The organism is Corynebacterium ciconiae DSM 44920 (assembly GCF_030440575.1).
Classification (GTDB): Bacteria; Actinomycetota; Actinomycetes; order Mycobacteriales; family Mycobacteriaceae; genus Corynebacterium; species Corynebacterium ciconiae.
This window is the reverse complement of the sequence record NZ_CP047189.1, coordinates 115,449-139,347: the sequence shown is the minus strand read 5'-3', so window position 1 is coordinate 139,347 and position 23,899 is coordinate 115,449. Positions and strand designations below refer to the sequence as shown.

Annotated in this window: 20 protein-coding genes and 3 tRNA genes; 6 read left to right on the top strand and 17 right to left on the bottom strand. The window is 62.7% G+C overall.

Annotated features, from left to right (window positions below):
* Nucleotides 1–41: 41 nt before the first annotated feature.
* The 11 genes from CCICO_RS00565 to CCICO_RS00515 form a co-directional block, all read right to left on the bottom strand.
* Nucleotides 42–911, bottom strand: a complete 870-nt coding sequence (locus CCICO_RS00565) for a PRD domain-containing protein (RefSeq protein WP_026161244.1) — start codon at nucleotides 909–911, stop codon at nucleotides 42–44.
* Nucleotides 912–1,215: 304 nt separating this feature from the next.
* Nucleotides 1,216–2,271: a glycerophosphodiester phosphodiesterase family protein gene (locus CCICO_RS00560; RefSeq protein WP_018018500.1), complete on the bottom strand. Its 1,056-nt coding sequence runs from the start codon at nucleotides 2,269–2,271 to the stop codon at nucleotides 1,216–1,218.
* Nucleotides 2,272–2,425: 154 nt separating this feature from the next.
* Entirely contained in the window at nucleotides 2,426–3,622 is a 1,197-nt protein-coding gene (locus CCICO_RS00555) for an MFS transporter (RefSeq protein WP_083878210.1), read from the bottom strand.
* Between the two features lie 171 nt (nucleotides 3,623–3,793).
* Nucleotides 3,794–7,177, bottom strand: a complete 3,384-nt coding sequence (locus tag CCICO_RS00550) for a choice-of-anchor M domain-containing protein (protein ID WP_040357148.1) — start codon at nucleotides 7,175–7,177, stop codon at nucleotides 3,794–3,796.
* Nucleotides 7,178–7,179: 2 nt separating this feature from the next.
* Nucleotides 7,180–8,022 carry an anchored repeat-type ABC transporter permease subunit gene (locus CCICO_RS00545; RefSeq protein WP_018018497.1) on the bottom strand — a complete coding sequence of 281 codons (843 nt, stop codon included), beginning with the start codon at nucleotides 8,020–8,022 and terminating at the stop codon, nucleotides 7,180–7,182.
* Nucleotides 8,019–8,774, bottom strand: coding sequence for a metal ABC transporter ATP-binding protein (locus CCICO_RS00540; RefSeq protein WP_208854309.1), 756 nt, complete (start codon nucleotides 8,772–8,774; stop codon nucleotides 8,019–8,021). The genes CCICO_RS00545 and CCICO_RS00540 overlap by 4 nt, the downstream gene beginning before the upstream one ends.
* A gap of 7 nt (nucleotides 8,775–8,781) precedes the next feature.
* Nucleotides 8,782–9,633 carry a choice-of-anchor M domain-containing protein gene (locus CCICO_RS00535; RefSeq protein WP_018018495.1) on the bottom strand — a complete coding sequence of 284 codons (852 nt, stop codon included), beginning with the start codon at nucleotides 9,631–9,633 and terminating at the stop codon, nucleotides 8,782–8,784.
* A complete protein-coding gene (locus tag CCICO_RS00530) occupies nucleotides 9,626–11,248 on the bottom strand; it encodes an anchored repeat ABC transporter, substrate-binding protein (protein WP_018018494.1) in 1,623 nt (540 codons plus the stop codon). Before CCICO_RS00530 ends, CCICO_RS00535 begins: the two co-directional genes overlap by 8 nt.
* Complete coding sequence (locus tag CCICO_RS00525) at nucleotides 11,245–12,234, bottom strand: choice-of-anchor M domain-containing protein (RefSeq protein WP_018018493.1); 990 nt, start codon at nucleotides 12,232–12,234, stop codon at nucleotides 11,245–11,247. Before CCICO_RS00525 ends, CCICO_RS00530 begins: the two co-directional genes overlap by 4 nt.
* A gap of 216 nt (nucleotides 12,235–12,450) precedes the next feature.
* Nucleotides 12,451–12,526: transfer RNA gene (locus tag CCICO_RS00520), tRNA-Arg, on the bottom strand.
* Between the two features lie 30 nt (nucleotides 12,527–12,556).
* Nucleotides 12,557–12,645, bottom strand: a tRNA-Ser gene (locus tag CCICO_RS00515).
* 94 nt (nucleotides 12,646–12,739) lie between these two features.
* On the opposite strand from CCICO_RS00515, the gene hisC reads away from it, so the two are divergent.
* Nucleotides 12,740–13,762: a histidinol-phosphate transaminase gene (gene hisC, locus CCICO_RS00510; RefSeq protein WP_026161242.1), complete on the top strand. Its 1,023-nt coding sequence runs from the start codon at nucleotides 12,740–12,742 to the stop codon at nucleotides 13,760–13,762.
* Here hisC and CCICO_RS00505 read toward each other — a convergent pair.
* Nucleotides 13,759–14,184 (bottom strand): arsenate-mycothiol transferase ArsC, encoded by a 426-nt coding sequence (locus tag CCICO_RS00505; protein ID WP_018018491.1) that lies wholly within the window; start codon nucleotides 14,182–14,184, stop codon nucleotides 13,759–13,761. The two genes, hisC and CCICO_RS00505, sit on opposite strands and share 4 nt — an antisense overlap.
* Nucleotides 14,185–14,195: 11 nt before the next feature.
* Nucleotides 14,196–15,293, bottom strand: a complete 1,098-nt coding sequence (gene arsB / locus CCICO_RS00500; protein WP_018018490.1) for an ACR3 family arsenite efflux transporter — start codon at nucleotides 15,291–15,293, stop codon at nucleotides 14,196–14,198.
* Nucleotides 15,294–15,386: 93 nt separating this feature from the next.
* Between arsB and CCICO_RS00495 the strand changes: the two genes are divergently transcribed.
* A complete protein-coding gene (locus CCICO_RS00495) occupies nucleotides 15,387–16,079 on the top strand; it encodes an ArsR/SmtB family transcription factor (protein ID WP_083878208.1) in 693 nt (230 codons plus the stop codon).
* A 541-nt stretch (nucleotides 16,080–16,620) separates the two neighbouring features.
* Here the strand turns inward: CCICO_RS00495 and CCICO_RS00490 are convergent.
* Nucleotides 16,621–16,707: transfer RNA gene (locus tag CCICO_RS00490), tRNA-Ser, on the bottom strand.
* A gap of 119 nt (nucleotides 16,708–16,826) precedes the next feature.
* Here CCICO_RS00490 and CCICO_RS00485 point away from each other — a divergent pair.
* Complete coding sequence (locus CCICO_RS00485) at nucleotides 16,827–17,795, top strand: NAD(P)H-quinone oxidoreductase (RefSeq protein WP_026161241.1); 969 nt, start codon at nucleotides 16,827–16,829, stop codon at nucleotides 17,793–17,795.
* Between the two features lie 136 nt (nucleotides 17,796–17,931).
* Here the strand turns inward: CCICO_RS00485 and CCICO_RS00480 are convergent, their stop codons facing one another.
* A complete protein-coding gene (locus CCICO_RS00480) occupies nucleotides 17,932–19,128 on the bottom strand; it encodes an aminotransferase class V-fold PLP-dependent enzyme (protein ID WP_018018486.1) in 1,197 nt (398 codons plus the stop codon).
* Between the two features lie 431 nt (nucleotides 19,129–19,559).
* On the opposite strand from CCICO_RS00480, the gene wzm reads away from it, so the two are divergent.
* The 3 genes from wzm to glfT1 all read left to right on the top strand — a co-directional run bounded on the left by wzm (nucleotide 19,560) and on the right by glfT1 (nucleotide 22,293).
* Complete coding sequence (wzm, locus tag CCICO_RS00475; protein WP_018018485.1) at nucleotides 19,560–20,459, top strand: galactan export ABC transporter permease subunit Wzm/RfbD; 900 nt, start codon at nucleotides 19,560–19,562, stop codon at nucleotides 20,457–20,459.
* A 63-nt stretch (nucleotides 20,460–20,522) separates the two neighbouring features.
* On the top strand, nucleotides 20,523–21,323 hold the full coding sequence (gene wzt, locus CCICO_RS00470; protein WP_018018484.1) for a galactan export ABC transporter ATP-binding subunit Wzt/RfbE: 801 nt from the start codon (nucleotides 20,523–20,525) through the stop codon (nucleotides 21,321–21,323).
* 67 nt (nucleotides 21,324–21,390) lie between these two features.
* Entirely contained in the window at nucleotides 21,391–22,293 is a 903-nt protein-coding gene (gene glfT1, locus CCICO_RS00465; protein ID WP_018018483.1) for a galactofuranosyltransferase GlfT1, read from the top strand.
* A 17-nt stretch (nucleotides 22,294–22,310) separates the two neighbouring features.
* Here glfT1 and CCICO_RS00460 read toward each other — a convergent pair whose 3' ends face one another.
* Both CCICO_RS00460 and CCICO_RS00455 read right to left on the bottom strand, forming a co-directional pair.
* Nucleotides 22,311–22,757: a GtrA family protein gene (locus tag CCICO_RS00460; protein WP_026161240.1), complete on the bottom strand. Its 447-nt coding sequence runs from the start codon at nucleotides 22,755–22,757 to the stop codon at nucleotides 22,311–22,313.
* Nucleotides 22,758–22,843: 86 nt separating this feature from the next.
* Nucleotides 22,844–23,887: a hypothetical protein gene (locus tag CCICO_RS00455; RefSeq protein WP_018018481.1), complete on the bottom strand. Its 1,044-nt coding sequence runs from the start codon at nucleotides 23,885–23,887 to the stop codon at nucleotides 22,844–22,846.
* Between the last annotated feature and the right edge of the window lie 12 nt (nucleotides 23,888–23,899).

The following is a 23,899-nucleotide window of genomic DNA, read 5'->3' as shown; positions in this document are numbered from 1 at the left end:
GACCTTCACTCACCCCTTCTTTGTGTGGAAATAGTTGTGTTTTAGTGCGTGTATCCGTGCAGATATATCGCGAGAAATGCGATTTCTCCGCGCAGTTCCGGATCCAACGTTTCTGCGCCCTGCAGGCCGCGTATCACGTCTTCGGCTAGCTCCCACTCCTCCGGCAAGTGCCGAGCAATGGTGCTGGCCAGTGCATTATGGCGGTAGTTGTGCTCCCGCAGTCGCGTGAGGAGATAACGCAGCCTAATGGGCAGGGAATCATCGGAATTATCGCGCTTATCGACGCTCACCTCAGCCGCCCGAAGATGGCCCAGCCGCCGGTGAATGAGCTGTTCCGCCCGAGATATGGCATTGGCTGTGGCCAGGGGTTTCTTCACGGTGTCACCCGTGCGGGCGGCAGTGAGGTGAAGGGTGATAAACGCGGCCTCGTCCAGTGGGAGATCTCGGGTGTCGAGGTTGGCGTTGAGGTAGTGCACCACCACTTCCGCGGCGGAGAAAGCCTCGGGGAATACCGCTTTGATCTCGTTGACGAGGGTATTTTCGATGAGCTCGCCACGATCGACGCGCTCAATTGCCGCTGAGAGATGCTCGGTGAGAATCACATAAATGGAGGGGTGTAATTCCCCCAGCACATCCACGGCCAAGTCAATGGCGGCGCTGATAACGGCCAGCTGGGTGGCGTCGATACGCCCCAAGCTGGTGAGGATTTCCTCCTGCTCCGCGGTGAGCTCCACATATTCTTGGCGATTCTCTGCGGCGGTGACCTCGGCGCGGGACATGATGTCTCCGATAGAGGCGCCGAAGCCAAGTCCTTTACCCACAATCACTTTGGATTGGTGGGCTGGGCCCTCGGCATCGCGCACCACCACGGCGTTATTGCTCAGCACACGAGCTATTCGAAGCTCTGACATGCTCGCTCACCTCCGGTGTGTCAAGGGGATCGACTCCCACGGCGTGCACCGCACGAACCCGGCATCAGGGGGGGGTGGGCCGGCGGCGATAGTCACTATGGGAGTATCCAGTGCGCGGTGATGCCTGATCGAATCAGTGACACCCGAGGGCTGTGATACATCTCAAAGCATAGCTGGTTATAACGTCAGATGAGTACGGAATGTGGAAAAAGCCACAGCCACCTATGCGCACAAGTGGGGGTAGGAAGCGCGAAACCCCCTGCGCAACACTAGCAACAGGGGGCTTGCTCGCCTCAGACTATTCTTAGGCCTTCGGCTCCCAGCCATAGTCCTGGGCAACCTTCACCAGCAGGGCGGGATAGTCGGTGATCAACCCGTCCACACCGGCCTCGATCTGATCGCGCATGGTGGCCTCATCATTGACGGTCCATGGGATCACGGTCAGGCCCAGCTTATGGGCGCGGGCCACATAGTCGGCGGTGGCCACGGGGTGGTAATCATCCTCCCCAGCCTTTGCGCCATAGGGCACCGCGTAGCCCGGGCTCACCACGGTGGCACCGAGCTGCTGCACCGCAGTCAGCACATCGCCTTCCGCATCGGCGTAGCTCACGGAGCCGAGCCACGGGGAGTTCTCAGTCCATGTGGTCTCGTCATACAGCGCCACGGTGGGCACCTCTGGGGCGATCTCTTGGACGATCTCGAGACTGGACCAATCGAAGCTCTGGATGGTGATCTTCTCCCGCAGCCCAGCCTCATCGGCGGCGGCCAAGATGGCGTCTACGAACTCGCGCGGCGGAGCCGACTCCTCCGGATTTTCCGCCTCGATCTTGGTCTCAATATTGAAGGCCACCTCGGGGTTCTTCTCCTTGGCCAAGTCGAAGACCTCGGAGAGCTGGGCGATCCTATTGTCTTCTGCCGGGGTGGCGTCGGGGAAGTCCTCGAGGGTCTTATCGCAGCGCAGCGTCTCCAGCTGCTCATAGGTCAGCTCGTGAACCAGCTTGCCCACATAGGGATACTGCTCATCGCCCTCGGTAGCGGGCTCGGTATCGGCACACTTGTCGTCTTCGATGCGCGGATCGTGCCACACCATGGGCACCCCATCGGCGCTCATCACGATGTCCAGCTCGAGGGTGTCCACTCCCAAGTCGAGGGCGTGGGAAAACGCCACGAGGGATTCTTCGGTGTGCTCTCCCCTGCCGCCGCGATGTGCTTGGACATCGAGGGCGGAGGCGTCCACCGTGACGGACTCGGAGGCGTCGGAACGGGTCTCGGAGCTGGCATCATCGTTGGAGCCGTCGGAACATCCGGCGAGGACGAGCGATCCAACGGCGAGGGCACAGAGGCTTCGGCGCAGTGTCATATGTTCTCCTTGGTGGTTGTCTCAGTGAGGACCAAGCGGGAGCTGACTGGAGGGACGCGTTCATAAGCGCAGCACTGCCCCCGCACTCATAGACCACTCTAAGGCGGCAATGTTCCTCGGCGCCCACTAACCTACGCAGCCGTACCCTCGTGCACTACCCCCGCTGGGGGCGATAGACCCTCCGAGAGGCCCACACGCTGACGATGAGCAACACCACCGCCACCGCGGCACCAAACCCGAGCATCTGCGGATAGGTGAAACTTCCTGACAGCGCGGTCAGTAGCGCGGGAAACACCATGCCTGTGTAGGTGAGCGAGTAGTACACCCCCGAGAGGCTACCCAGCTCATTGGGGACGGCCACCTCGATCGTCTCGGACAGGCCGGTGTACATGCAGGAACCATAGGACACGCCCAGCAGCACACAAGCAAAGGCCACGCGCAGCAGGCTGAGGTGATCCACCACAAACACCGTGGCGCTCATAGACACCACGACCGCCCCGAGACTCAACGAGGGGCGCAGATGCGCGGGCAGAAGCGGCATACCGCGCTGCACCACGAAGCCCGTGATGAGCACGATAGTGATGAACATGCCGGTCAGTGCGATGGGATGGTCCATCTCTGGCTGGAAACGCTGCGGCAAGATGGCATTACCCACGAAGGCGGTGCCGAACACCCACGGCGCCACGGCGGCGGCGAGGAAGAGGAAGCGGAAGCTGAACATGGCGCGCAGCGGAAACACCCCGCTGCGCGGTATCGCACCCGCAGCTCGGCGCGGCGATTGGCGTGTCTCCTGCACCCCGAAGAGCAGCGGCTGGAAGGCGAGGGTGAGAAGGATGTGGAAAACAAAGGGCAGTTGGCCAGGAAGCGGTGCGCACTGACCGATCAGTCCGGAAGCCCCAGCGCCGAGGCCGAAGCCGGCACTGAGTGACATCGCCACGCGCATCGCTCCCGAGGAGGGCTTGGCGGTGGCGTCGAAACGCGGGGTGGATAGCTCCTTGATCCAGCTACCGCCGGCGGTCATGGCCATACCCACAGCAATGCCGGCACAGAAGCGGCCCAGTCCCATCAGCCAAGCGGTCTGCTCGCCGCTGGCAATCAGCACCGAACCCATGAGAGCCACAATCGGCGCGGGCAGCATCAGTGCTCGCCGGCCGAAGCGATCCGACAACGGGCCCGTGCCCAGCAGCCCGATGGCCACACCGATGGCGTAGTACACCAGCATGAGGTCCACGGTGACGGCGGCCAGCACTCCCTGCTCGCGGTAGTGCACCAGCATCGGCGTGAAGCCATTTCCACCCCACGCCACCCCGAACACCGGGAGCGCGACCCTTAACCACTGCTTGTTCTTCATGTGTGTGAACTGTATTACATAGATCTCTGCTGCGGGGAGATTGCGGGCGCTTGTCTGCGCCGCCCTCCCTAGGGTTGGGTTAGCGGCGTAGCGGTTACTGATAGACCACGAGCCGGCTGGTTCTTAGTCCAGCCGGCTCGTGTCTCTGCTATCGGCCCCTAGGCCCGTGACTTACCAGGAGTTGTTGATGGGGTTGTTACCGCCATTGTTGGTGGTGTCCTCATCGTCCTCGCTGGCTGCTGCTGCCGACTTGCGCCCCAGAGTGTGAGCGAAGAGGAACAGGGCGGCGAGGATGCTTAAGCCTCCGATGCCGAGCATAAGGCCACGCCAGAACTCGGAGGTGGCAGAGGTTGCCGCGATGTTCTTCTTAATGCCGGGTTGTTGATCCATGGTGCGCGGATCACTCGGCGGCATCACTCGGGACTTTGAGTCCTTGGCATGCGGCGGGGTGGGCTTGCCCTTTGCCGGGGTACCCTTCGCCTTCGGCGGGGTGCCCTTGGCTGCGCCTCCCTTTGCTGGGGTGCCCTTGGCACCTGGGGCGGGCAGTGCGGCGCGGGCCGGTGCAGGGGCCGCTGATCCGGCGCCACGCACTGGTGCGGCAAGTGTCGCCCCACTGCCGGACTTGCCTGCCGGCGGCACGTAGCCGCGGGAGGTGTTATTCGGCGTGGACACCGCGTGCACATCCGGCTTCTTGCCGGGCTTCGACGTGGCGTTGCCCTTGTCCTTCGGTGCATCGCCCTTGCCGGTGCCGGGAGCCTTAGGCGATTCCTTGCCCTCATTGGAGCCGTGCTCATCGGCATCCTCGCCCGGCTTGGGCGCAGGCTTAGGAGCAGGCTTCGTGGGCTTGGGAGCGGGCTTGCTCGGCTTGGGAGCGGGCTTCGAGGTGGTCGTAGGCGTCGGCTTCGGCTTGGGCACCGGCTTCGGGGCGGTCTTAGCCGAGGTAGTCGGAGTGGTGGAGGTTGTCTCCGAGGTCTCCTCGCCATCCTCGTTGTCACCGGGAGCCGTGGGAGGCTCGGTGCCCTCAGCTGCCTTCTCGGCATCTACCTCGAAGGTGACCACCAGCGGGGTGCGCTGGACTTCCCCGGTGGAGTCGTACCAGGAGTACTCGTACTCGATCTCGTAGACGCCGGGCTTGTTGAACAAGAACACCTTGTGGGCGTGCGTCCGCGGGTTCAGCACGAGGGCCTTGGAGAGATCATCGGTGTCGAGCTGGTTCACCAGCTTCATGTTCTCGGTGGCACCCATCATCATCCGGCCGCCCTCTGGGGCTGCCAACACATCGGCGATGCGGAACGTAGTGGTCTGATTGTCTGGATCCACTCCCGCAAAGTCGAAGGACTCGTTGGACAGGCCCGGCCACGGCAGGTGGCGGTTTTGCACCTCGGGCAGCACATAAGCGCCCTCGCCGAAACCATCGATGTGCTTGGTCTTGGCGGCATCATGCCACGCCCGGTCAGGCACCACGATGGCCACGGTGCCGGAGTCGCGTCGTACCGGGGAGGTGGGGTCGGAATCATCCCGCACATAGGCAACGCCTTGGCCGTCGATGGTGCCGAGGGCGAAGTCTAGGTGGCCTGCCTCGATACGGTGCAGATCCGAGGTATCCGAGTTCTCCTCATCATCCGTACCCTCATCGGCACCGGGGTTGTCACCGGTATCGCCGGAATCCTCGCCGTTGTCGGCATCACCCGGTGCGGTTGGCTCAGGGTTGCTCGTGCTTGGCTCGGGTTCCTCGGTGCTCGTCTCCTCCTCGCTGGGCTCGGAGGTAGTCGTGTCCGGAGTGCTGGTCTCCTCACCATCGCCACCATCGCCAGGGACCTCAGGCTCGGAGTCCTCGTTACCATCGCCCGGGGTGGTGGAATCATCCTCGCCGGGGGCGCTGGCGAAGGGATCACGGCCGGTGAGGTCCGTGACGGCGCTGCAGTCGATGGGGTTTTCCGGCAGGCGCTCGTCGATGCCGGCCTTCTCACGCCAAGCATTGATCACCTGGTTACCCACGAGGAAACGGTGTTCCAGCCAGCCGTAGCTGGACTTATCCTTGCCGTACACCAGTGCGGTTCCGTACTCGCTGTAGATGCCTGGGGTGGACATCAGATACTTCAGCTCGTGGGGCTTTTGGCCCAGCAGCTGCACGGGGCGGGAACGGGTGCTGGCATTGGTGGCATCTGGGGAGATGGAATCCCCCTCGCCTAGGCCTAAGGCATAGACCATGCCTGCGGGACCTTCCACATCGGAGGCCACCATCACTTCTTGTTGGTTGAGGTCTTCCTTGTTCAGCTTAGAGGTGTCCACGGAGAAGGACGGGGTGTCGCCGCCGCGCTCGCCGGTGGACCAGAAGAAGCGGGTGCCGGCGGCACGCGCCAGCGACCCCAACACCGGATCATCCGGGTCTACGCAGCGTCCGCCGTTATCAGGTACCTCGATGATCACGGCGTTGTCGAGCTCTTCGCCGTCTCGAGTGGTGCGGCGGGTGACCGTGTTATTCGCCTTGTCGTATTCCAGCTCGAGGTTCACATCCCCAGAAGAAATCGGGGCACCTGCGTCAGATTTGTATGCTTGCTCGACGAGGCTCGCGGCATCCTCAGCAGAGATTTCGGAGGCGTGATCCTGTACTTCGGGGTCGGCCACCTCCTCGGTGGGCTCGCTCAGCCCCATCTCCTCGCGCTGCTCTTCTGCGGTTATGCCGTAGCCATTGGTCTCCTTGGTGGTGCCAGGGGCCAAACCCACCTGGCCGTCCTCTCCCACCAACCAAATCTGTTCCACAGGCTTGGAGCGCTCGATGCTGCCGTCATAGTGCCGGCCCTGGGCCTGCCACACCAGTCGGTACACGCCAGGCTCGGAGAAGGTCCAGTTCATGTGGCCGTGTCCGCCCACGTCGAGGGAGGTGGTGCGCAGATCGCGGGAGGAGATGATGCGCTTCGCACGGTCCCAGCTGGAGACGTAGTTATAGATGTTCATCTCACCGGGGCCGTCGAAATCGGCCAAGGTGAGGTCCACAGAGTTGGATACGAAATCATTGGGCACCTCCCACTCGTGGTGCGCATCGAAAGCGCCGAGACCCGCCCACACCGGCAGCCACTGGCCGCCGTAGTTTTCAAAGGGTGCACGCCACACGATGCTGCCCGGCGCGCCTAGGAAGCTGAGGTTCGGGTCATCGGGAACCACAAAGCGGGAGACTTCCTTGCCCTGGTAGCTCTCTGGGGGGATGCGCATGCAGCTCTGGTCCATGGGCTCGACGTTGGCAAAGTTCACCACCATCACGTCGAGGGCGCCCTCGGCGTTACGGGTGACGTAGCCGGCGTCGATATGCGCCTTGTACAACAGGTCCCGCCCGGCGCAGGGGTGGGGATCATCGGTGGCTTGGCCATCGGGATTCACCCAGCGCTGATCCTCGGGCAGCGAGGTGTACACCGCGCTTTTGCCGGGGCGGTGCGGCGGTTGGGTGGCATCGGCGATCAGTCGGATGCCGGCGCCACCGGGTGAGAAGAGCCCGGCGAGCAGGCACACCACACCGACGATCGCGAGCATCACCGTCCGGCGGTGAGTAGAAGCCATTGTTATACCTTCCTGAGGGCTCGGAGCGGGCGTAGCGCCCACGCACAGATGAAGAGAAGAGTTGAGACCAGCACGATGGCCGCGCCGGCGGGGATATCGAGCGACCATGCGGCGTAGATCCCTATGACGGAGGAGATCACGCCGCAGGTCATCGACAGCGCCATCATGGGCACGAGCCGATGAACCAGCAGCCGGGCAGTAGCCGGTGGTGTGATCAGCAGCGCGAGCACCAGGATGTTGCCCACGGTGTGCACCGCCACCACCACGGCCCCTGCCACGGCTACATACAGCACCAGGTCCACCACCAGCACTTTCACCCCGGCAGCCCGGGCCATGTCACGGTCGAGGCTGGCCAGCACCATACTGTGGTGCAGCACGGCCAGCACGAAGGCAATGAGGGCGAAAGCGATGATGGTGACCACGATGTCGCGGGTGTTGACGCCGGTGATGGAGCCGGAGAGAAATGACGCCAAGGATCCCGCATAGGCCTGGCTTTTGCTTAAGACCACGAGGCCCAGCGCGAAGGAGGCGGCAAAGAACACGCCGATCACGGAGTCCTCCCCCACCACGCGGCGCTGGGCGAAGAGCGCGATGATCACTGCCACCGCCACTCCGCCGATTACTCCGCCGAGAAAGAGTGAGCCGCCGAGGACGAAGGAGATGGCCAGACCGGGAAACACTGCGTGCGAGATGGCGTCGCCGGCGAAGGCCATGCCCCGTACCACCATGTGGGTGCCCACCAGCCCGCACAGCGCGGAGCTGAGCGCCGCCACCAGCAGTGCTCTGGGCAAGAAGGCCAGTGCGGGGTTGGTGAGGTCGGCAATAAAGTCGAGCGGGGAGATCATGCCATCACCTCCACGTGGTTGAGATAGCCGCGAATCAGCGGGCTGGTTTCTGGGATGTCGAAGGTGGTGGCCCACACCGTGGGCGAGGACAGCATCTTAGCCCCGCCGTGGGCGATCACCCTGCGGCGCAGCATCACCACATCATTGGCGGTGGCTAGTGCCGCGGGGATGTCGTGGGTGGACATGAGTACACCGACATCCTCGAGGCTTTCGACCACCTCGGTAATGAGCACTTGGCTGGGCACATCCACGCCGGTGAAGGGCTCGTCCAACAGCAGTAGCTCCGGCTCATTCACTAGGGCGCGGGCGAGCAGCACGCGTTGGCGCTGGCCGCCGGAGAGATCCCCGATCGGCCGGTCTGCTTTGTCTTCCAGCTGTACCGCCGCAAGGGCAGCGCGGCTGCGCTCCCGGGCGGCAGCGGGCCGCCTAGAAAATAGGCCGTGGGTAAAACCGGTGGCCACCACATCGAGCGCGGTAACGGGATAGTCCCAGTGAAAGCCCGAGTGCTGGGGCACATAGCCGGTGCGTTTTGTGCGCTGCACGGTGCCGCTGCGCGGGCGGATCAGCCCGAGCGCGGCGCGCAACAGGGTGGTTTTACCCGCCCCGTTGGGCCCGAGCAGCACCACTCGGCGGCCGGCCGGCACGTCGAAGGAGACATCGTCCAGCGCTCGGTGCCCGGAGTACTCCACGGTGATGCCTGTAAGGCTCAGCGGAAGCTCCGGGGCGGCCGAGATGGACTGCGAATTCGACACCACCTGTTTACCTCCGGCGCAGCCACACGGCGGCGCCCACGATGAGCACGGCCACAACGAACAACCCGATGCCGAGCAGCAGCAGGCCATCCACCCCGGAGCTGGTCTCCTCGGTGGGGCCGGTCCACTCCTCGGAGGCAGCGGCGGTGATCTCCTCCTCGCTGGCGGAGCTGTCCGAGACCACGAAGCGCAATACCGCCTCGGCGGTCTGCTCGCCGGCGTTCACATTCAGCTTGACCAGGTGCACTCCGGGTTCGGTGAACACCCAGTTGGCGTGGGTGTGGGTGCCGAGGTCCACGAAGGCGGTATCACCGGCGTTCACAAACACCTGCTCAGGGCCGTTGAGTCCGCCGTCTTGGAGGAAGAGGGAGAAATCTCCCGGACCCTGGTGGCCTTCGTAGGTGAAGGTGACTCCCCCATCCACTACGCCTTCGAGAGTGGGCGACTGGGTGTTCCACCCCAGCCAGGGCACCTCGGGCTTTTGAGTTTGCGGAATCACCCACACGCTTTGCCCGGGCTCGGCACCGGTAAAGGCGAACTCATCGCCTTCAGGCAGCTGCTGGGCGGAGGACTGATCCAGCACAAACACCAGTTCATCTGGGTTGCGCCACTCGGGCGGGGACACAGTATCGTCCCTGATCTGCAGGGCAAACTGACCATCGGCGATCACCGGCCCGAAGTCAGCGTGGCCTTCATGCATCGCGGTGGCAGCGGCCGGAGCGGTGTCGGCAGTGGCGCTCGGAGCGCTACCCGGCAGGCCCATGAGCAGCCCACTGAGAAGGCTGAGACACAGAAGGCTTGCTACAAGCACAGCTCCGGGGTGCTGCCGATGGCGGTGGGCCTGGTGACGATCACGCACGGCGATCCTTTCCTGTTGGTGTGTGAGGGGTTGAGTTATCTGTGCCTAAACAGCTGCGCATGTTGGCCGCATTGGCGCGCAGCATGTCCAGGTACGAGTCGATGTCTGGGCCGAAGGAGTCGCCGTAGAGGGTGCATACCTCCACGTCTTCGTCATCGGCTGCAGAGAGCAAATCTTGGGTTTGGGCGGTGGTGTTGGGCTGTACAAACACGGCCGGCACGTTCAGCCCACGCAGGGTTTCGCGCAGCGCCCGCAGGTCCCGTGGGGAGGGCTGCACCGCCGGGTTGGGGGAGACAAATCCCGCGACCTCCAGCTCGAAGGCCTCGGCGAGATATCCGTAGCCATCGTGGGTGGTCACCAGCTTGCGTCGAGAAGCCGGAATCTGGTCGATGTCCCGTTGCATCTCGGTGGCGGTGTCTCTGATCTGCGCCTCGTAGGCCTCGGCCCGGCGCTGATACTCGGCTCGCCCGCTCGGATCCGCGGCGGCGAGTGCCTCGGCGATCACCTTGGTCATGGCCACCCCATTGTTTGGATCCAGCCACACGTGCGGGTCGGTATCGCCGTGGATGTGTTTGCCCAACACCGCTTGGTGCAGCATGTACACCTCCTGCTGCGGGCGCCCGAGGAAGCGATAACTCGGATCAGCGGGCAGCAGCTGCAAGGTGGCGGGCGGCACATCGATCACGGTGTGGGCCGGATCGACTTCGCTATCGCCGGTGAGGGTGATGGCGTTGCTGTGCAGATCCACGGTGACGTCCTGGTGTCCCTGGTTGAGCAGGGTGACTGGGGCTTCGATGTCCTCGGCCGGGTAGTGCTCGGGGGCAACACCTACGGCAAAGTGCAGCACCTGCTCGGCGAGCGGCTCGAGCACTTCGCCGGTGGATTCTTCCACCAAATCCGCGGCGATGTGCACGCTGTAATAGCCAGCTGCGCTAAACGCCCAGCTCAAATGGGTGTGAGCGTTTTGCGGTAGCAGCGCCTCGCGGCGAGTATCGCGGCTGCTCAACAGCCGCTCTGGGGTGCCGAAGGTACCGGTAATGAAGGCATCGACATCGCCCGGGCCGTCGGTATCCATAAACCGCAGGCGCACCTTGGCGCCGTCCTTTTTGCGTCCTTCCACCCGAAAGCCCAGCCACACGGTGTCGAGGTTCGCCTGTTCCACCAGCGGCAGCACATAGCCGCCGGCGGTGGTGAGGCTATCGCCGAGCACAACATGCCGCGCGCCCGGGTGCTGGTGTGCTTCGAGGGTGCGCTGCATGGATTGCTCCTCGAGCAGCAGGCCGTTACTGAACACCACGTCAGCATTGGCGACTGCGCGCACAGTACTGAGCCGAGGCTCAAAGATGTGCGGATCCGCCGAGGACGGAATCAGCTGGGTCACCTCTACGCGCGGCCCCGCCACCTGCGAGACCATGTCCGCGATGATGGGAGTGGTCGCAGCGACACGCAGCGGCTTCTCGCCCGCGGAGTCGCCTGCGCCGTGGGCAGAAGAGCCGGCAGGGGGCGTGGCGCACCCTGTGACACCAAGTACCGCCGCGAGCACGAGGGCTGCGGCGGCTGCGGCGCGGCGTCGATGAGCAGCGCCTGCTCGGCTGGAAAGACGGGAGTGAATCATTGGCGCAGGGAGTACACCATCGCGCCGCCGAGCAGGATGAAACCAGCCGCGAGAACAACCATCGCGGCGGTGACGCCATCAATGCCGGTGTTGGCTAAAGTCTTGCCGGCCTTGCCGCCCGCAGGGGTGGCAGCTGCGCCAGCGGCGCCAGATCCGCTCTTACCTGCGGCCGGGGGCACGGGCTTGCCGGAGCCGGCGCCCTCACCTGCGGAGGAGCCAGTGGCAGAGGAGCCCGAACCGCCCGCAGCGGAGGAGCCGGAGGAGCCGGTAGCCTCACCCGAGTTCGCGCCGTGGTCGCCGGTTCCGCCAGCCTCGCCGGACTCGCCACCCTCGGTGGAGTCGGTGTCCGGAACAGTGCCGGTGCCGTCGCCGACCTCCCAGGTGTAGGTGCGGACATCACTGGTTTGGCCGGTCTCCGGCGAGGAGGCGTAGACGTTCATCTGGTAGGTGCCGGGCTCCTCGAACACCCAGTAGGCGTGGGTGTGCGCGGGGTAATCCTGGTGGATGGTGGAGCCGCTCATCAGCTCCAGACCGGTATCAACCAGCGGTGCGAGGCCGCCACCGAGGCCCTCTTGGGTGAACAGGAACACCCGACCTGGGCCGGAAACTTCCTGGAAGACGATGTCGATCGCACCGAGGTTCGCGGCGGCCACAGCGCTGGTGTCCCAGCCCGGCCACAGCAGGCCGCTCTGGGCGGTCAGGGGCAGCAGGTAGCCCGGAATATCGAGGCCGGGGATGCTCTCGTGATAGGCCTCTTGCTTCACCCCGAGGGTCACGGACTCGGGATCACGAATCACGTGCTGACCAGTGATATCTTCCTTCAGATCGAGGTAGAGACCATCAGCGTCGGCGGTGACGTTGAAGGCATCAACGTGCCCATTGTCCAGCAGGACAGCCTCCTGCGCGTGGGCGGGCACACCCATGCTTGCAAGCAGCGCCAGGCTGAGCGCCACGACGATTCGGGTGAGCTTGCGGATTGTTGGCATCGACCACTCCCTATTAGCAACTTTTTTCAGTAATAGGGCCGATTATCACCCGCCTTCCTAATAATTGCAAATGACACCCATTATCGTGCGGAAAGGGTTCTCTCAGCTTCATCTGAGCTTGCTTATCGACGCCACCTCGCCACCACTCCCCTCCCCCACAACCAGCCTCAGGCATGCGAAAACCCCAGCCCATCGCTTCGATGAACTGGGGTTGAGTGGTGCGCCCGAAGGGATTCGAACCCCTAACCTTCTGATCCGTAGTCAGATGCTCTATCCGTTGAGCTACGGGCGCATTCTCAGCCTCTCCGAAGAGAGGTGAGAGCGGAGACGAGAGGATTTGAACCTCCGGCCCTCCGTTAAGAGAGCAACTCATTAGCAGTGAGCCCCATTCGGCCGCTCTGGCACGTCTCCACGCGCATGCGTGATGCGCTCTGGCAATAATAGCAATCATTCATCTGGGCGCAAAAACCGTGGGTGTCTGCGGTGGGTGCTAGTGTTAAGCACCATGATTCGCCCTGATCTTGCTTCTTTGCCGGCCTATGTTCCGGGTAAGCGCAATCCGCGTGCCCTTAAGTTGTCGAGTAACGAGGTGGCCTTTGGTCCCCTCCCGAGTGTTCAGGCCGCAATGGAGCAGGTGGTCTCCCAGGCGAACCGCTATCCAGACATGGCGGCGATGGATATTCGCGAGCAGATCGCGGAGCATCTTGGACTCACCGTGGATCATGTGGCGGTGGGCTGTGGATCCTCCGCACTGTGCCAGCAGCTGGTGCAGATTGCCTGCGACCGTGGCGAGGAAGTGGTGTTCCCGTGGCGTTCTTTCGAGGCGTATCCCATTTTCGCGCAGGTCGCGAACGCCACCAGCGTGCCGGTGCCATTGGATGATCAGCACCGTCTTGATCTTCCCGCCATGGCCGCCGCGGTCACCGAGTCCACTCGCCTGATTTTCGTGTGCAACCCCAATAACCCTTCGGGCACCACCATCACCGCCGCCGAGTTTGAGGAGTTCATGCAGGCTGTGCCGCGCGATGTGATCGTGGCCCTCGATGAGGCGTATTTCGAGTACATGCGCGCCGAGGACACCCCCATCGGGCACATGCTTATCGACGCCCACCCCAACCTCATTGCGCTTCGTACCTTCTCTAAGGCCTATGGCCTGGCCGGCATGCGCATCGGTTATGCCTTCGGCGCGCCGAACATCATCGAGGCCCTCAATAAGGTGGCCATCCCCTTCGGCGTCAACGCCGTGGCCCAGGCCGCAGCCTGCGCCTCGCTGGCAGAGTCCGAAGAGCTGCTGCACCGCACCGATGAGGTGGTTGAGCAGCGCCAGCGCCTCCAAGAGGAGCTGGGGGCTGTGCCCTCCGAGGCGAACTTCGTGTGGATTCCGCGGGAAGACGCCCTCGAGGTGGCGTCGAAACTTGCAGATAAGGACGTGCTGGTGCGCGCCTTCCCCGAGGGACTGCGGGTGACCGTGACCAACCCTGCGGAGATGGATCGCTTCCTCGCCGCGTGGCGCGAGCTGGGACTCTAAGGCTTCTCGGAGAGAAGCTCACGAATGAGGGCTCGAACGCGAGCGGCAATGTCATCTCGAATCAGCGCCATACGTTCGGCACCCTCTATACCGTCGTTGGCAGGTTCGCACACACTCCAGCGTTCGAGGCTTCCCTGGGCATGAGCGGGGAGACGGAGTTGAGCGGCTTCTCCAAGAATGATGGTGCGATCCACGCTCTCTAACAAAGTGGGATCCACCGGCTGAGGTGTGGCGCCTGTCATGTCTGCACCAAGTTCGGCCACTGACTTCGCGGACAGCTGATTGATGTGCTCTTTAGGCTCAGTCCCAGCGGAGTAGATGCGCAATGCGTCTCCGGCATAGAGCCGTGCGAGCGCAGCAGCCATCTGGGATTTTCCAGCGTTTGCCACGCACACAAACAGCACCGTTGGGGTGGATTTCATGCTTTATCCTCCTAAGACCTCGAAGCGGGCAGGGTGGGATCGTTGGGGAACATGCGCGGCCCCAGCCACGTGACGGCGTAAACGAGCGCTACAAGCACGGGCACTTCCACCAGCGGACCAATAGTGCCGGCTAGTGCCTGCCCAGACGTAGCCCCAAAAGTGCCGATGGCTACTGCAATAGCCAGCTCGAAGTTGTTGCCCGCAGCAGTAAACGCCACCGATGTGGATTGGGAGTAGCCCATGCCGGCTGCTCGTGATAGCACGAGGCCGAGGAAAAACATGAACACGAAATAGCACAGCAGCGGTAGTGCCACTCGCATCACCGATCCCGGATGGGCGATCACCTGCTCTCCTTGGATCGCGAAGAGCACCACGATGGTGTACAACAGGCCGATCAGCGCTAAGGGCGAGACTGCGGGGAGATAGGAATCTTCGTACCAGTTCCGCCCTTTCGCCTTCTCTCCAATGACACGAGACAGCGCGCCTGCAGCCAGGGGAATGCCGAGGAAGACGAGGACAGACACAACGATCGCCCAGAAAGAGAAGTTAGCCGAAGTGGTGGGCAGCCCCAGCCACTGAGGAAGGATCTGGAGATAGAACCAGCCCAAGACTCCAAACATGAGCACTTGGAAGATGGAGTTAATGGCCACCAACACTGCGGTGACTTCACGATCACCACAGGAGAGATCGGACCACACCAATACCATGGCGATACAGCGCGCTAAGCCCACAATGATTAGCCCAGTGCGCAGCTCTGGTTGATCGGGCAGGAACAGCCAAGCAAGCGCAAACATACAGGCCGGCCCCACCACCCAGTTCAGTGTGAGCGATACTGCCATGAGCCGCTTATCAGTGGCGAGTCCGCCCAACTTGTCATAACGCACCTTAGCCAGAGGTGGATACATCATAACGAGTAGGCCAATGGCGATGGGCACAGAGATCGTACCGACCTCAAGGTTATGAAGCGCCGAGCCGAACCCCGGCGCGATCCTGCTTAGTGCCAGCCCCAGCGCCATCGCGGCGATGATCCACACCGGCAGGTAACGATCCACGATGGACAGCGACGCCGGTTCCGTGCGGGATGGCTGGGATTGTTGTTCCGTCGTCATGAACACAGCCTCCATACATTTCGATGATTGTCGACACGATAAGCATAAATCAACGCGTCGATAAATGTCGAAACGTTTTGTTATTCTTGTGCCATGACCTCCCCCGCCGGACCCGAATGCTGCCCCTCTCCCACGTTGTTGGATGACTCCACGGCGAGCCGCCATGCGCCGGTGCTTGCCGCTCTCGGGGACCCGACTCGATTGAAGCTCGCAGCCTTCCTGACAGCGTGCAGCCCGTCACCAGTGTGTGCGTGCGCCTTTCCCGAGGATTTTGGAATTAGCCGCTCCACGCTGTCTCATCACTTGAGCAAACTCGTAGATGCGGGAGTAGCCGAGCGCAGCAAACGTGGCAAGTGGAGTTACTACACCATCAGCGAGAATCTTGATCCTGCCGTGCTCACTCTTCTCCGCGGACTAGCCAGCGGCGAACCCATCTCGGCCTCTTCGCGCGCCGGCGATGATCCAACCATTGTGTTCCTCAGTGCGAACTCCGCAGAGAGCGCCCTCTTCGCCGCGGACACGGCCCGATCCCTACTGGGCGACCGAGCAACAGTGGTACCTAACTCTGATGTGAGCGTGGATGGCGCGCAGCCTGATCCCGGCACGATCAAAAGCGCAGATAGAGTGATAATCCTCGGGCCGAATAGCGACTGCCCCCGCTTTCCGAGCGTAGATTACAGCACATGGGAGCTAGACATAGACGCCATGGAACCGGATCAGCTCCGCGCAGAAATCACCGATCGTGTCACCAAGCTGGCAGCGTGGATCACCTCCACCCCCGACTAATCCCCGAAACATAACATCGCCAGCTAGCTAGCCCATTTAGGCTGCGAGCTGGGTCTTTAGCCATACAGCCGAGCGATCTCTGCTGCATGCTTATCGCCAGTCATGAGCAGGAGGTGGGTTTTCTCCCGATTGAGCCCGGGCAGCCGCAGGGCGTGAGCACCCTCCTGCCGCACCGGCCGACCAAGCAACAGGGTGCGTTTGTTCCGTACGGCCGAAGGGTTAGTGAGGTCAAGGACACTGTCCCGCCATAGAGACCTAGAAATAGCAGCGAGGCGACAGTTGCTCCGAGGTAGGACCAGCGCTGCAATAGAGTTACTCTCGCCGCCTGTGAAAGAGGCCATCAGCGCCGCACACACGCCCCACGCCGCTATGTGGATGACATAGATCGCGCGCTTCACTATCAGCGCCAGTGCACCCCTTGACCGTTTCTACCCACCCCTGCAGTCCACCCAGCGAATGCGCAGAGCGTACGCAGGACGAACAAGGGAAAAGCAATGTGGCGCGACACTGTTGGATACAATGTCGCGCCACACCACACGAGCGGAGGCGGAGGGATTTGAACCCCCGGACCGTTTCACGGGTCGCTCGCTTTCAAGGCGAGTGCATTCGGCCGCTCTGCCACGCCTCCAAGGCCGTGCATGCCCCTCCCGCATAGGCGGGCGGCACACAGACTCACAACATCCTAGCCGATTGCCCCCGCGTTCACCTACTGTGGAGGCTATGACTGAACGCACAGAGCAGCCCAAGATGAAAGCTATCACTCTCGTCGAGTCCGATAACCCCAAGCGCCCCGATCTCGTCTGGGACGATGTTGAGCGCCCCCGCCTCGCCGAGGGCGAGGTGTTGGTGGAGGTGAAGGCTGCGGGTGTCAACCGCGCGGATCTGGCGCAGCGCGCCGGAGCCTACCCGCCGCCGGAGGGCGCCTCGGAGATCCTTGGCCTAGAGATCGCCGGTGTGGTGGCTGATCCGGGTGATACTGACTACTCGGTCGGCGATGAGGTGTGTGCTTTGCTCGCCGGCGGCGGCTATGCCGAGTATGCGGCGGTGCCGGCCGGCCAGCTACTTCCCATCCCAGAAGGCTGGAGCTTCGCCGAGGCCGCCTCGATCGTGGAGGTGGCCACCACGGTGTGGTCCAACATTGTGATGACGGCCCACCTGCAGCAGGGCCAGACGTTGCTGGTGCACGGCGGCGGCGGTGGCATTGGCACCTTTGCCATTCAGCTCGGCAAGGCGCTGGGCTGCACGGTGGCGGGCACTGCTGGTTCTGCCGAGAAGGTCGAGCTGATGCAGAAGCTGGGCGCCGATGTGGCTATTAATTATAAGGAGCAGGACTTCGCTGAGGTCATGCGCAATTCATGCGATGTGATCCTCGATGTGGTCGGCGGCTCTTATCTGGATTCGAACGTCAAGGCTTTGGCGATGGATGGCACGGTCACGATCATTGGGTTGATCGGCGGCCCGAAGGGCGAGCTCAACGTGGGTCGTTTGCTCTCTAAGCGGGGCACGCTCGCCGCCACAACACTGCGCAATCGCTCTATCGAGGACAAGGCAGAGATCGTGCGCCAGACCCGCGAGGGTGTGTGGCCGCTGCTCAACTCCGGCAAGATCAGCCACCACATCTCCACAGTGCTGCCCATCGCGGAGGCCAACGAGGCCCACCGCATCATGGCCAAGGGCGAGATGACCGGCAAGATCATTCTCGAGATCTCCCAATAGGCACAGCTCCGCACGTCACAACCGCTGACGTAGGCCGCAACCCAGCCGACGGCAACCCCGCACAGCACAACCGGCGCGCGGCCTCGAGTCCTCGAAGCACCGCGCGACGGTTGTTCCTATCTCGCCTATCGGCGCCTTAGGCCAAGGAGGCCAGAACGCGGGCGAGTTGATCGATATCGTATTCGGAGTTGTAGGGGGCCAGGCCGATGGTGATGGCCCCGCCAGCATCGGCCACCCCCATTTCTTCCAGCAGTGGCGAGGACAGCGGCAGCACGGTGGCTATGCCATTGGAGGCGAGCCGCTCGTGCACGGTAGCGGCGGGAACATCCGGCAGTACCACGGATATCCGGGGAATGCGGTCCAGGTCGAGTGCGCCGAGCTCAGTCGCATCGCCGGATACACCGACTATGTGCACACTCTGCAGGGTAAGCGATTCGAGCAGGTGGTGATACACCTTGCTCATGTGCGCGGACATGTCCTCGAAGGCGATCTCAAGACGGCGTCGGCGCGTGCCGCTGGCGTTTTCGTTAAGGCCTGCGTAGTGGTCGACCACCGGCGACACCCCGCCAAGCAAACCGGGCGAGACGGTGGGGAACTCGAGGGGCCGTTGTAGCCGCCCAAGCATCGTGGCAGAGCGGAAGACAAGCGCAGCCACCTCCGGCCCACCCATGCCGGCGACATCCACTACGGCGATATCGATGCCGAGCTCATCCATGGAGCTCAAACGGTAGGGCACCACATCTGTGAGATCAGCCAGCACCCAGGCTCGGGCGCGGTCGTGAGTAATCTCGGCGATGCTGGTGATATCATGCACCACTCCCAAAAGCCCATCAGCGGCGGGCAGAGCCACCAGCCGGGTGGCGCCGGTGACGAGCTCACTGAACTGTGCGGCAGGAATAGAGCCGAGGGTGAGATCGTATTGGGCGTAGATGGCGTTGTTGGCTTCGCGGGCGAAGGGCTCGAAGAGCGGATCGGGGCTGAGCACCACATCGGAGCGGTGTAGCCGCGTGGAAATAGAGCGAGCCAGCGCGATGAGTAGATCCTGGCGGTTCGGGCCCAAGACCACGCAGTCAGCGCGGGTGCCCAAGAGGTCAGCAATGGCGCGGCACGCGGTTTCTTCTGTGCTCTGCGCACCGGTGCGCCCCGCGCTGTAGCTGCGGGAATGGTGCCCGCTGGTGGGCTCGGGGCGCATCATGGTGCGGCTGGTGCGGAAAGCATTGGAGAGGCCGGCGTAAACCTTTTCCGGGATTTGGGCCTGCGGGGCGTTGAGGTAGATCCAACCATCACTCAACGAGACGTAGAGTCCACGTACACGTGGGGCGTCGAAGACCATCGTGTGTTGACCGCTCCTTTACTTCTCGTGGTACCCCGCCGGATTGCACGGCACGCCGGCCGCCGGAGCTCGGTGCGCAACCGCCCGACGGTAGTACACAGCTTACCCACCGCCCCGAGGTTTCCCACAAGATAACCATCTAGCTCACAGAATGCTCACTCTATCCCCACCAGCGTGCCTCCCCCGCTCGTCACCTGCGCCTCACGCACCACGCACGTCACAATCTCTCGAGCGTCGAGGGGCCTGCATGCTGGCCCTCTTGCGTAGTCATGCGCCCCACGAGCCACGCGCACAGGCTGCGATCACAGCCCCACCACAGCACTGCCCATAGAACCCCCACCGGAGCATCTCGGCTATGCAATCCCGCGTGTAAGTCAAGCGCCACCCCGTGGCTATCTAATCCACTTTTGGCCGCTAACCCTATAGGGTTAATGACTGTGTCAGACAGCCAATCAAGGAACTTAGAGGCCACGATCGAGCGGATCACCCGCACGGATGAAACCACGGCCCCGCCGTCGCGTTCGCAGACATTCGCGGCCGCATGGTCGGATCTGGTGCGGGGCGCGCAGCAGCACGAGTTGTGGCTGCAGCTCGGCTGGCAGGATATTAAGCAGCGCTACCGCCGCTCGGTGCTGGGCCCGCTGTGGATCACGATCGCCACCGGTGTGATGGCTTTGGCCTTGGGTCTGCTCTATTCGGTGCTGTTTCGTATTCCGCTGGCGGAATTCCTGCCGCACGTGACGGTGGGTTTGATCATGTGGAACTTCATCTCAGGGTGTATCCGTGAGGGCTCTGAGGTGTTTATCGCGAACGAGGGGTTAATTAAGCAGCTGCCCTCGGCACTGTCGGTGCACGTGTATCGCCTGGTGTGGAAGCAGACTCTGTTCCTGGCCCACAATTTGGTTATTTGGGTGATTCTGATTCTGATTTTCCCGCGCCATCTGGGCTGGGAGCTGCTCTTGGCTATTCCGGCGATGGTGCTGCTTTTGCTCAACGGCGTGTGGGTGGCAATGTTTTTCGGCATTGTTTCTACCCGTTTCCGCGATATTTCTCCGCTGCTGGAGGCGCTGACTCAGCTGCTGTTTTATGTGACTCCGATTGTGTGGACCACGCAGACGCTAAAGGATCAGGGCGGCCAGGTGGAGGGCCGCGCCCGCTTGGCGGAGCTGAATCCGCTGTACCACTACATGGAGGTTATTCGCGCTCCTCTTATCGGCGCGCCGCTGCCGGTGTATCACTGGTGGGTGGTGCTGGGCTTCACCGCGGTCGGTTTGGTTCTGGCTTTGCTGGCGATGCGCACGTGGCGCTATCGCGTCAGCTATTGGGTGTAATGCTTTTCGCGCTTATCGACGCCTCCCCTATTCACTTCCACGTTAAAGGTGCACAACGATCCCATGGTCTCTATTGATACCTACAATGCTTGCGTTGATTTCCCTATCTTCGATGCCAAAACCCGCTCTTTAAAGAAGGCAGCCCTCGGCGCCGCCGGTGGCATCATTGGCAAGAATGACTCCAATGTGGTGGTCGTGGAGGCGCTGCGCGATATCAATCTGCATTTGCAGGAGGGCGACCGCGTGGGTTTGGTGGGCCACAATGGCGCCGGTAAGTCCACGCTGCTGCGGCTGCTCTCTGGGATCTATGAGCCCACCCGCGGCTCGGCGCATGTGCGCGGCCGGGTCGCGCCCGTCTTCGATCTGGGTGTGGGCATGGATCCGGAGATTTCGGGCTATGAAAACATCATCATCCGCGGGCTGTTTTTGGGCCAGACTCGCCAGCAGATGAAAAAGAAGATGGATGAGATCGCCGAGTTCTCGGATCTGGGCGATTATCTGGCGATGCCGCTGCGCACCTATTCCACCGGTATGCGTATTCGCTTGGCACTGGGTGTGGTCACCTCGATCGAGCCGGAGATTCTGCTGCTGGATGAGGGCATCGGTGCGGTGGATGCGGAGTTTATGGCCAAGGCCCGCAAGCGTCTGCAGGAGCTGGTGAAGCGCTCCGGTATTTTGGTGTTTGCCTCGCACTCGAATGACTTTTTGGCCCAGCTTTGCGATACGGCACTGTGGATTGATCACGGCACTATCAAGCAGGCCGGCACGGTGCCGGATGTGGTGGAGGCCTATGAGGGCAAGGGCGCGGCCGATCATGTGCGCCGCCTGCTCGCCGATATCGAGGGCTCGGAGTCCTCGGAGTAAACACACGCGGCCCCGCTAAGCGCTCGGCAGCCAGACTCCTCGGCGCGGCTATGAGATGATGAAAGCTATGCCGCTGCACTCTACCGATTCCATCGCCGCTGTTATTGTCACCCACCACCGCGCCGAGCTGCTGCGCCACTCGCTTGAGATCGTGGCTGCGCAAACCCATCCATTGACGCACATCATCGTGGTGGATAATGGCGCCGAGGATGCGGTGCGTGAGCTGGTGGAGGAGATCGCCGGCGAGCGGGGGGTGTATCTTCCCAGCCGCACCAATCTCGGTGGGGCGGGCGGTTTTGCCTATGGCTTCCTCACTGCCCTAGCACTAGGTGTGGACGGTATCTGGTGTGCCGATGATGATGGCCGCCCAGAAAACACTGAGGTGCTCGCCACCTTGCTGCGCTGCGCGGAAAAGCACGGATTGGATGAGGTCTCGCCGGTGGTGTGCAATCTGGAGCAGCCGGATAAGTTGGCCTTTCCCTTGCGCCGCGGCGTGGAGTGGCGGCGCTTCCGCTCCGAGCTGGGCGAGGAAGATCTGTTGGAAGGCATCGCCTCGCTCTTTAATGGGGCGGTGATTTCTCGCGCGGCCACCGAACGCATTGGAGTGCCGGATCTGCGGCTGTTTATCCGCGGCGATGAGGTGGAATATCACCGCCGCTTGGCCCGCTCGGGCCTGCGTTTCGGCACCTGCCTGCAGGCGGCTTATCTGCACCCGGATGGCTCGGAGGAGTTCAAGCCGATTCTGGGCGGGCGGATGCACACCCAGTATCCCGATAATGAGAGCAAGCGCTTTTTCACCTACCGCAACCGCGGTTATCTGATGAATCAGCCGGGCATGCGCAAACTTCTGCCGCAGGAATATGCCCGCTTCGGCTGGTTCTTCCTGATCCAGCGGCGGGATCCCCGCGGCTTTTGGGAGTGGTTCAAGCTGCACCAGCTGGGCCGCCGCGAACGCTTCGAGCGCCCCTAGCTTAAGGCCACGGCTGTTTAGCTCACCTTGAAAATCCAGAGCCGCTGGACGATGAAGTTGATCACCGTGGCGGTGCCTTGGGCGATCACGAAGGCCGCCACGGTAGAGAGCCGCTCGCCCCAGCCCCAGTCGAAGAAGATGCTGTAGCCCACGGCGAAGAAGCCGAGGTTCACCACGGCGGTGATGGTGTAGAGGATGGCCACGGCGGTGAAGCGCTTGGCTGAGGGCTCGGCTTGGAAGGTCCAGCGACGGTTGATCATGTAGGCGGTGAGGGTGCCGAAGATGAAGCCCACCAAGCGGCCGAGGTTTTTGTCCACGCCGAAGACGATGTGCAGCAGATAGGTCAGGCCCAAATCCACCACTGCCGACAAGCCACCGGAGACAATGAACTTCACGGCCTGCACCTGCAGCGAGGTGCCGCTGGGCGCTAGGGCGCCAGCTTCGAGGCCCTCGACGGAGGGCAGCGGTCCGGTGTATTCGGGCTTGGTTGTGTTCGCATCCACGAGGGGGATACTAGCACCCCCACGCCGTGGCGCCGGTGGGCATTGCTCTAGTCGGTGATGATTTCTCGCAGGAGGTCGATGCGCGCATTGTGTAGTGGCCCGCCCACCACGAGCAGATCATTGGCGATAATCCCCAGCATTGAGAGCACGGACAGGGTCCGCGAGGCCAGGGCGCGGATGTCATCGGTGACGAGAATCGTGGAGCCGGTATTGCGGTGGCCTGCCCACACCATCCCCTGCATCACGAAGGCTTCGGTGGTTCCCCGCGGCATCCCGGCGATGTAGCTGAGCAGCAGCAACCAGGCGGCATCATTGCCCACCACTTCCCTTTCCACTGGCAGGGTGCGGGTGAGTTGCTCCCACAGCGCATCGGGATCGCTGAGGGCGTGGCTGCCCACCGCGGTGAGCCCGCCTTCGCTGTGAACCAGCCCGAGGGAGCGCAGCAGCGGATCACCGGGGGTGCATTCGTGGCGCTCGTGAATGTAGTGCACCAGTGGTTCGAGGAGTTGGTGGCGCTCGTCGACGCTGGCACGCTGGCTGGTGTCCATTCCGAGTGCCACCAGCTGGGTGGCCTCCCATAGCCCTGCGCGGTTGATCACATCTTTGAGGGAGCTTTTCGCTCGGCTGAGCGTGGCTTCTACCCAGCGCTCGGAATCCAGCTCGCGGTTGATCACATCCACCCAGAATTCCGGATCGTCCAGTTTGCCTTCGCCGTCGATGCACAGCGTGTCCGAGTCGCCGGTGTCGTTGAGGGTGGTGATCAGCCGCAGGTTCACTGAGAGGTGATCGTCGAATCGGAAGCGGAAGCTGTCATCGTCGAGGGAGCCCAAGATGATGGCCTCTGCGGCCCATTCATCCATGTCGGTGCTGGTTTTGGCCCCTGGTTTGATGGTGGCGGCGGGGGTGTAGAAGCAGTAGTCGCCGGCTTCCTGCTGGTCAAGCACCACGCGCATGATGCGCGCGAAGCGATCCATGGGAATATTGGCGGGCACGCGGATGCGCCGCCACGCGCCGGAGGCAGGCTCTTCTACGTGGTAGAGCAGCGCGTAGTCGTAGTCATCGACCTCGAAGCTGGGATGGGAATGGTTCACAGGGGCTAATGT

Bases quoted from the DNA above. Each gene is read 5' to 3' on its own strand.
- arsB (WP_018018490.1), bottom strand. From the start codon at position 15,293: ATGACGACGGAACAACAATCCCAGCCATCCCGCACGGAACCGGCGTCG.
- glfT1 (WP_018018483.1), top strand. From the start codon at position 21,391: ATGCCGCTGCACTCTACCGATTCCATCGCCGCTGTTATTGTCACCCAC.
- CCICO_RS00530 (WP_018018494.1), bottom strand. From the start codon at position 11,248: ATGATTCACTCCCGTCTTTCCAGCCGAGCAGGCGCTGCTCATCGACGC.
- CCICO_RS00525 (WP_018018493.1), bottom strand. From the start codon at position 12,234: ATGCCAACAATCCGCAAGCTCACCCGAATCGTCGTGGCGCTCAGCCTG.
- CCICO_RS00555 (WP_083878210.1), bottom strand. From the start codon at position 3,622: ATGAAGAACAAGCAGTGGTTAAGGGTCGCGCTCCCGGTGTTCGGGGTG.
- wzt (WP_018018484.1), top strand. From the start codon at position 20,523: ATGGTCTCTATTGATACCTACAATGCTTGCGTTGATTTCCCTATCTTC.
- CCICO_RS00545 (WP_018018497.1), bottom strand. From the start codon at position 8,022: ATGATCTCCCCGCTCGACTTTATTGCCGACCTCACCAACCCCGCACTG.
- CCICO_RS00550 (WP_040357148.1), bottom strand. From the start codon at position 7,177: ATGGCTTCTACTCACCGCCGGACGGTGATGCTCGCGATCGTCGGTGTG.
- CCICO_RS00565 (WP_026161244.1), bottom strand. From the start codon at position 911: ATGTCAGAGCTTCGAATAGCTCGTGTGCTGAGCAATAACGCCGTGGTG.
- CCICO_RS00480 (WP_018018486.1), bottom strand. From the start codon at position 19,128: ATGGTCTTCGACGCCCCACGTGTACGTGGACTCTACGTCTCGTTGAGT.
- CCICO_RS00560 (WP_018018500.1), bottom strand. From the start codon at position 2,271: ATGACACTGCGCCGAAGCCTCTGTGCCCTCGCCGTTGGATCGCTCGTC.
- hisC (WP_026161242.1), top strand. From the start codon at position 12,740: ATGATTCGCCCTGATCTTGCTTCTTTGCCGGCCTATGTTCCGGGTAAG.
- wzm (WP_018018485.1), top strand. From the start codon at position 19,560: ATGACTGTGTCAGACAGCCAATCAAGGAACTTAGAGGCCACGATCGAG.
- CCICO_RS00505 (WP_018018491.1), bottom strand. From the start codon at position 14,184: ATGAAATCCACCCCAACGGTGCTGTTTGTGTGCGTGGCAAACGCTGGA.
- CCICO_RS00495 (WP_083878208.1), top strand. From the start codon at position 15,387: ATGACCTCCCCCGCCGGACCCGAATGCTGCCCCTCTCCCACGTTGTTG.
- CCICO_RS00485 (WP_026161241.1), top strand. From the start codon at position 16,827: ATGAAAGCTATCACTCTCGTCGAGTCCGATAACCCCAAGCGCCCCGAT.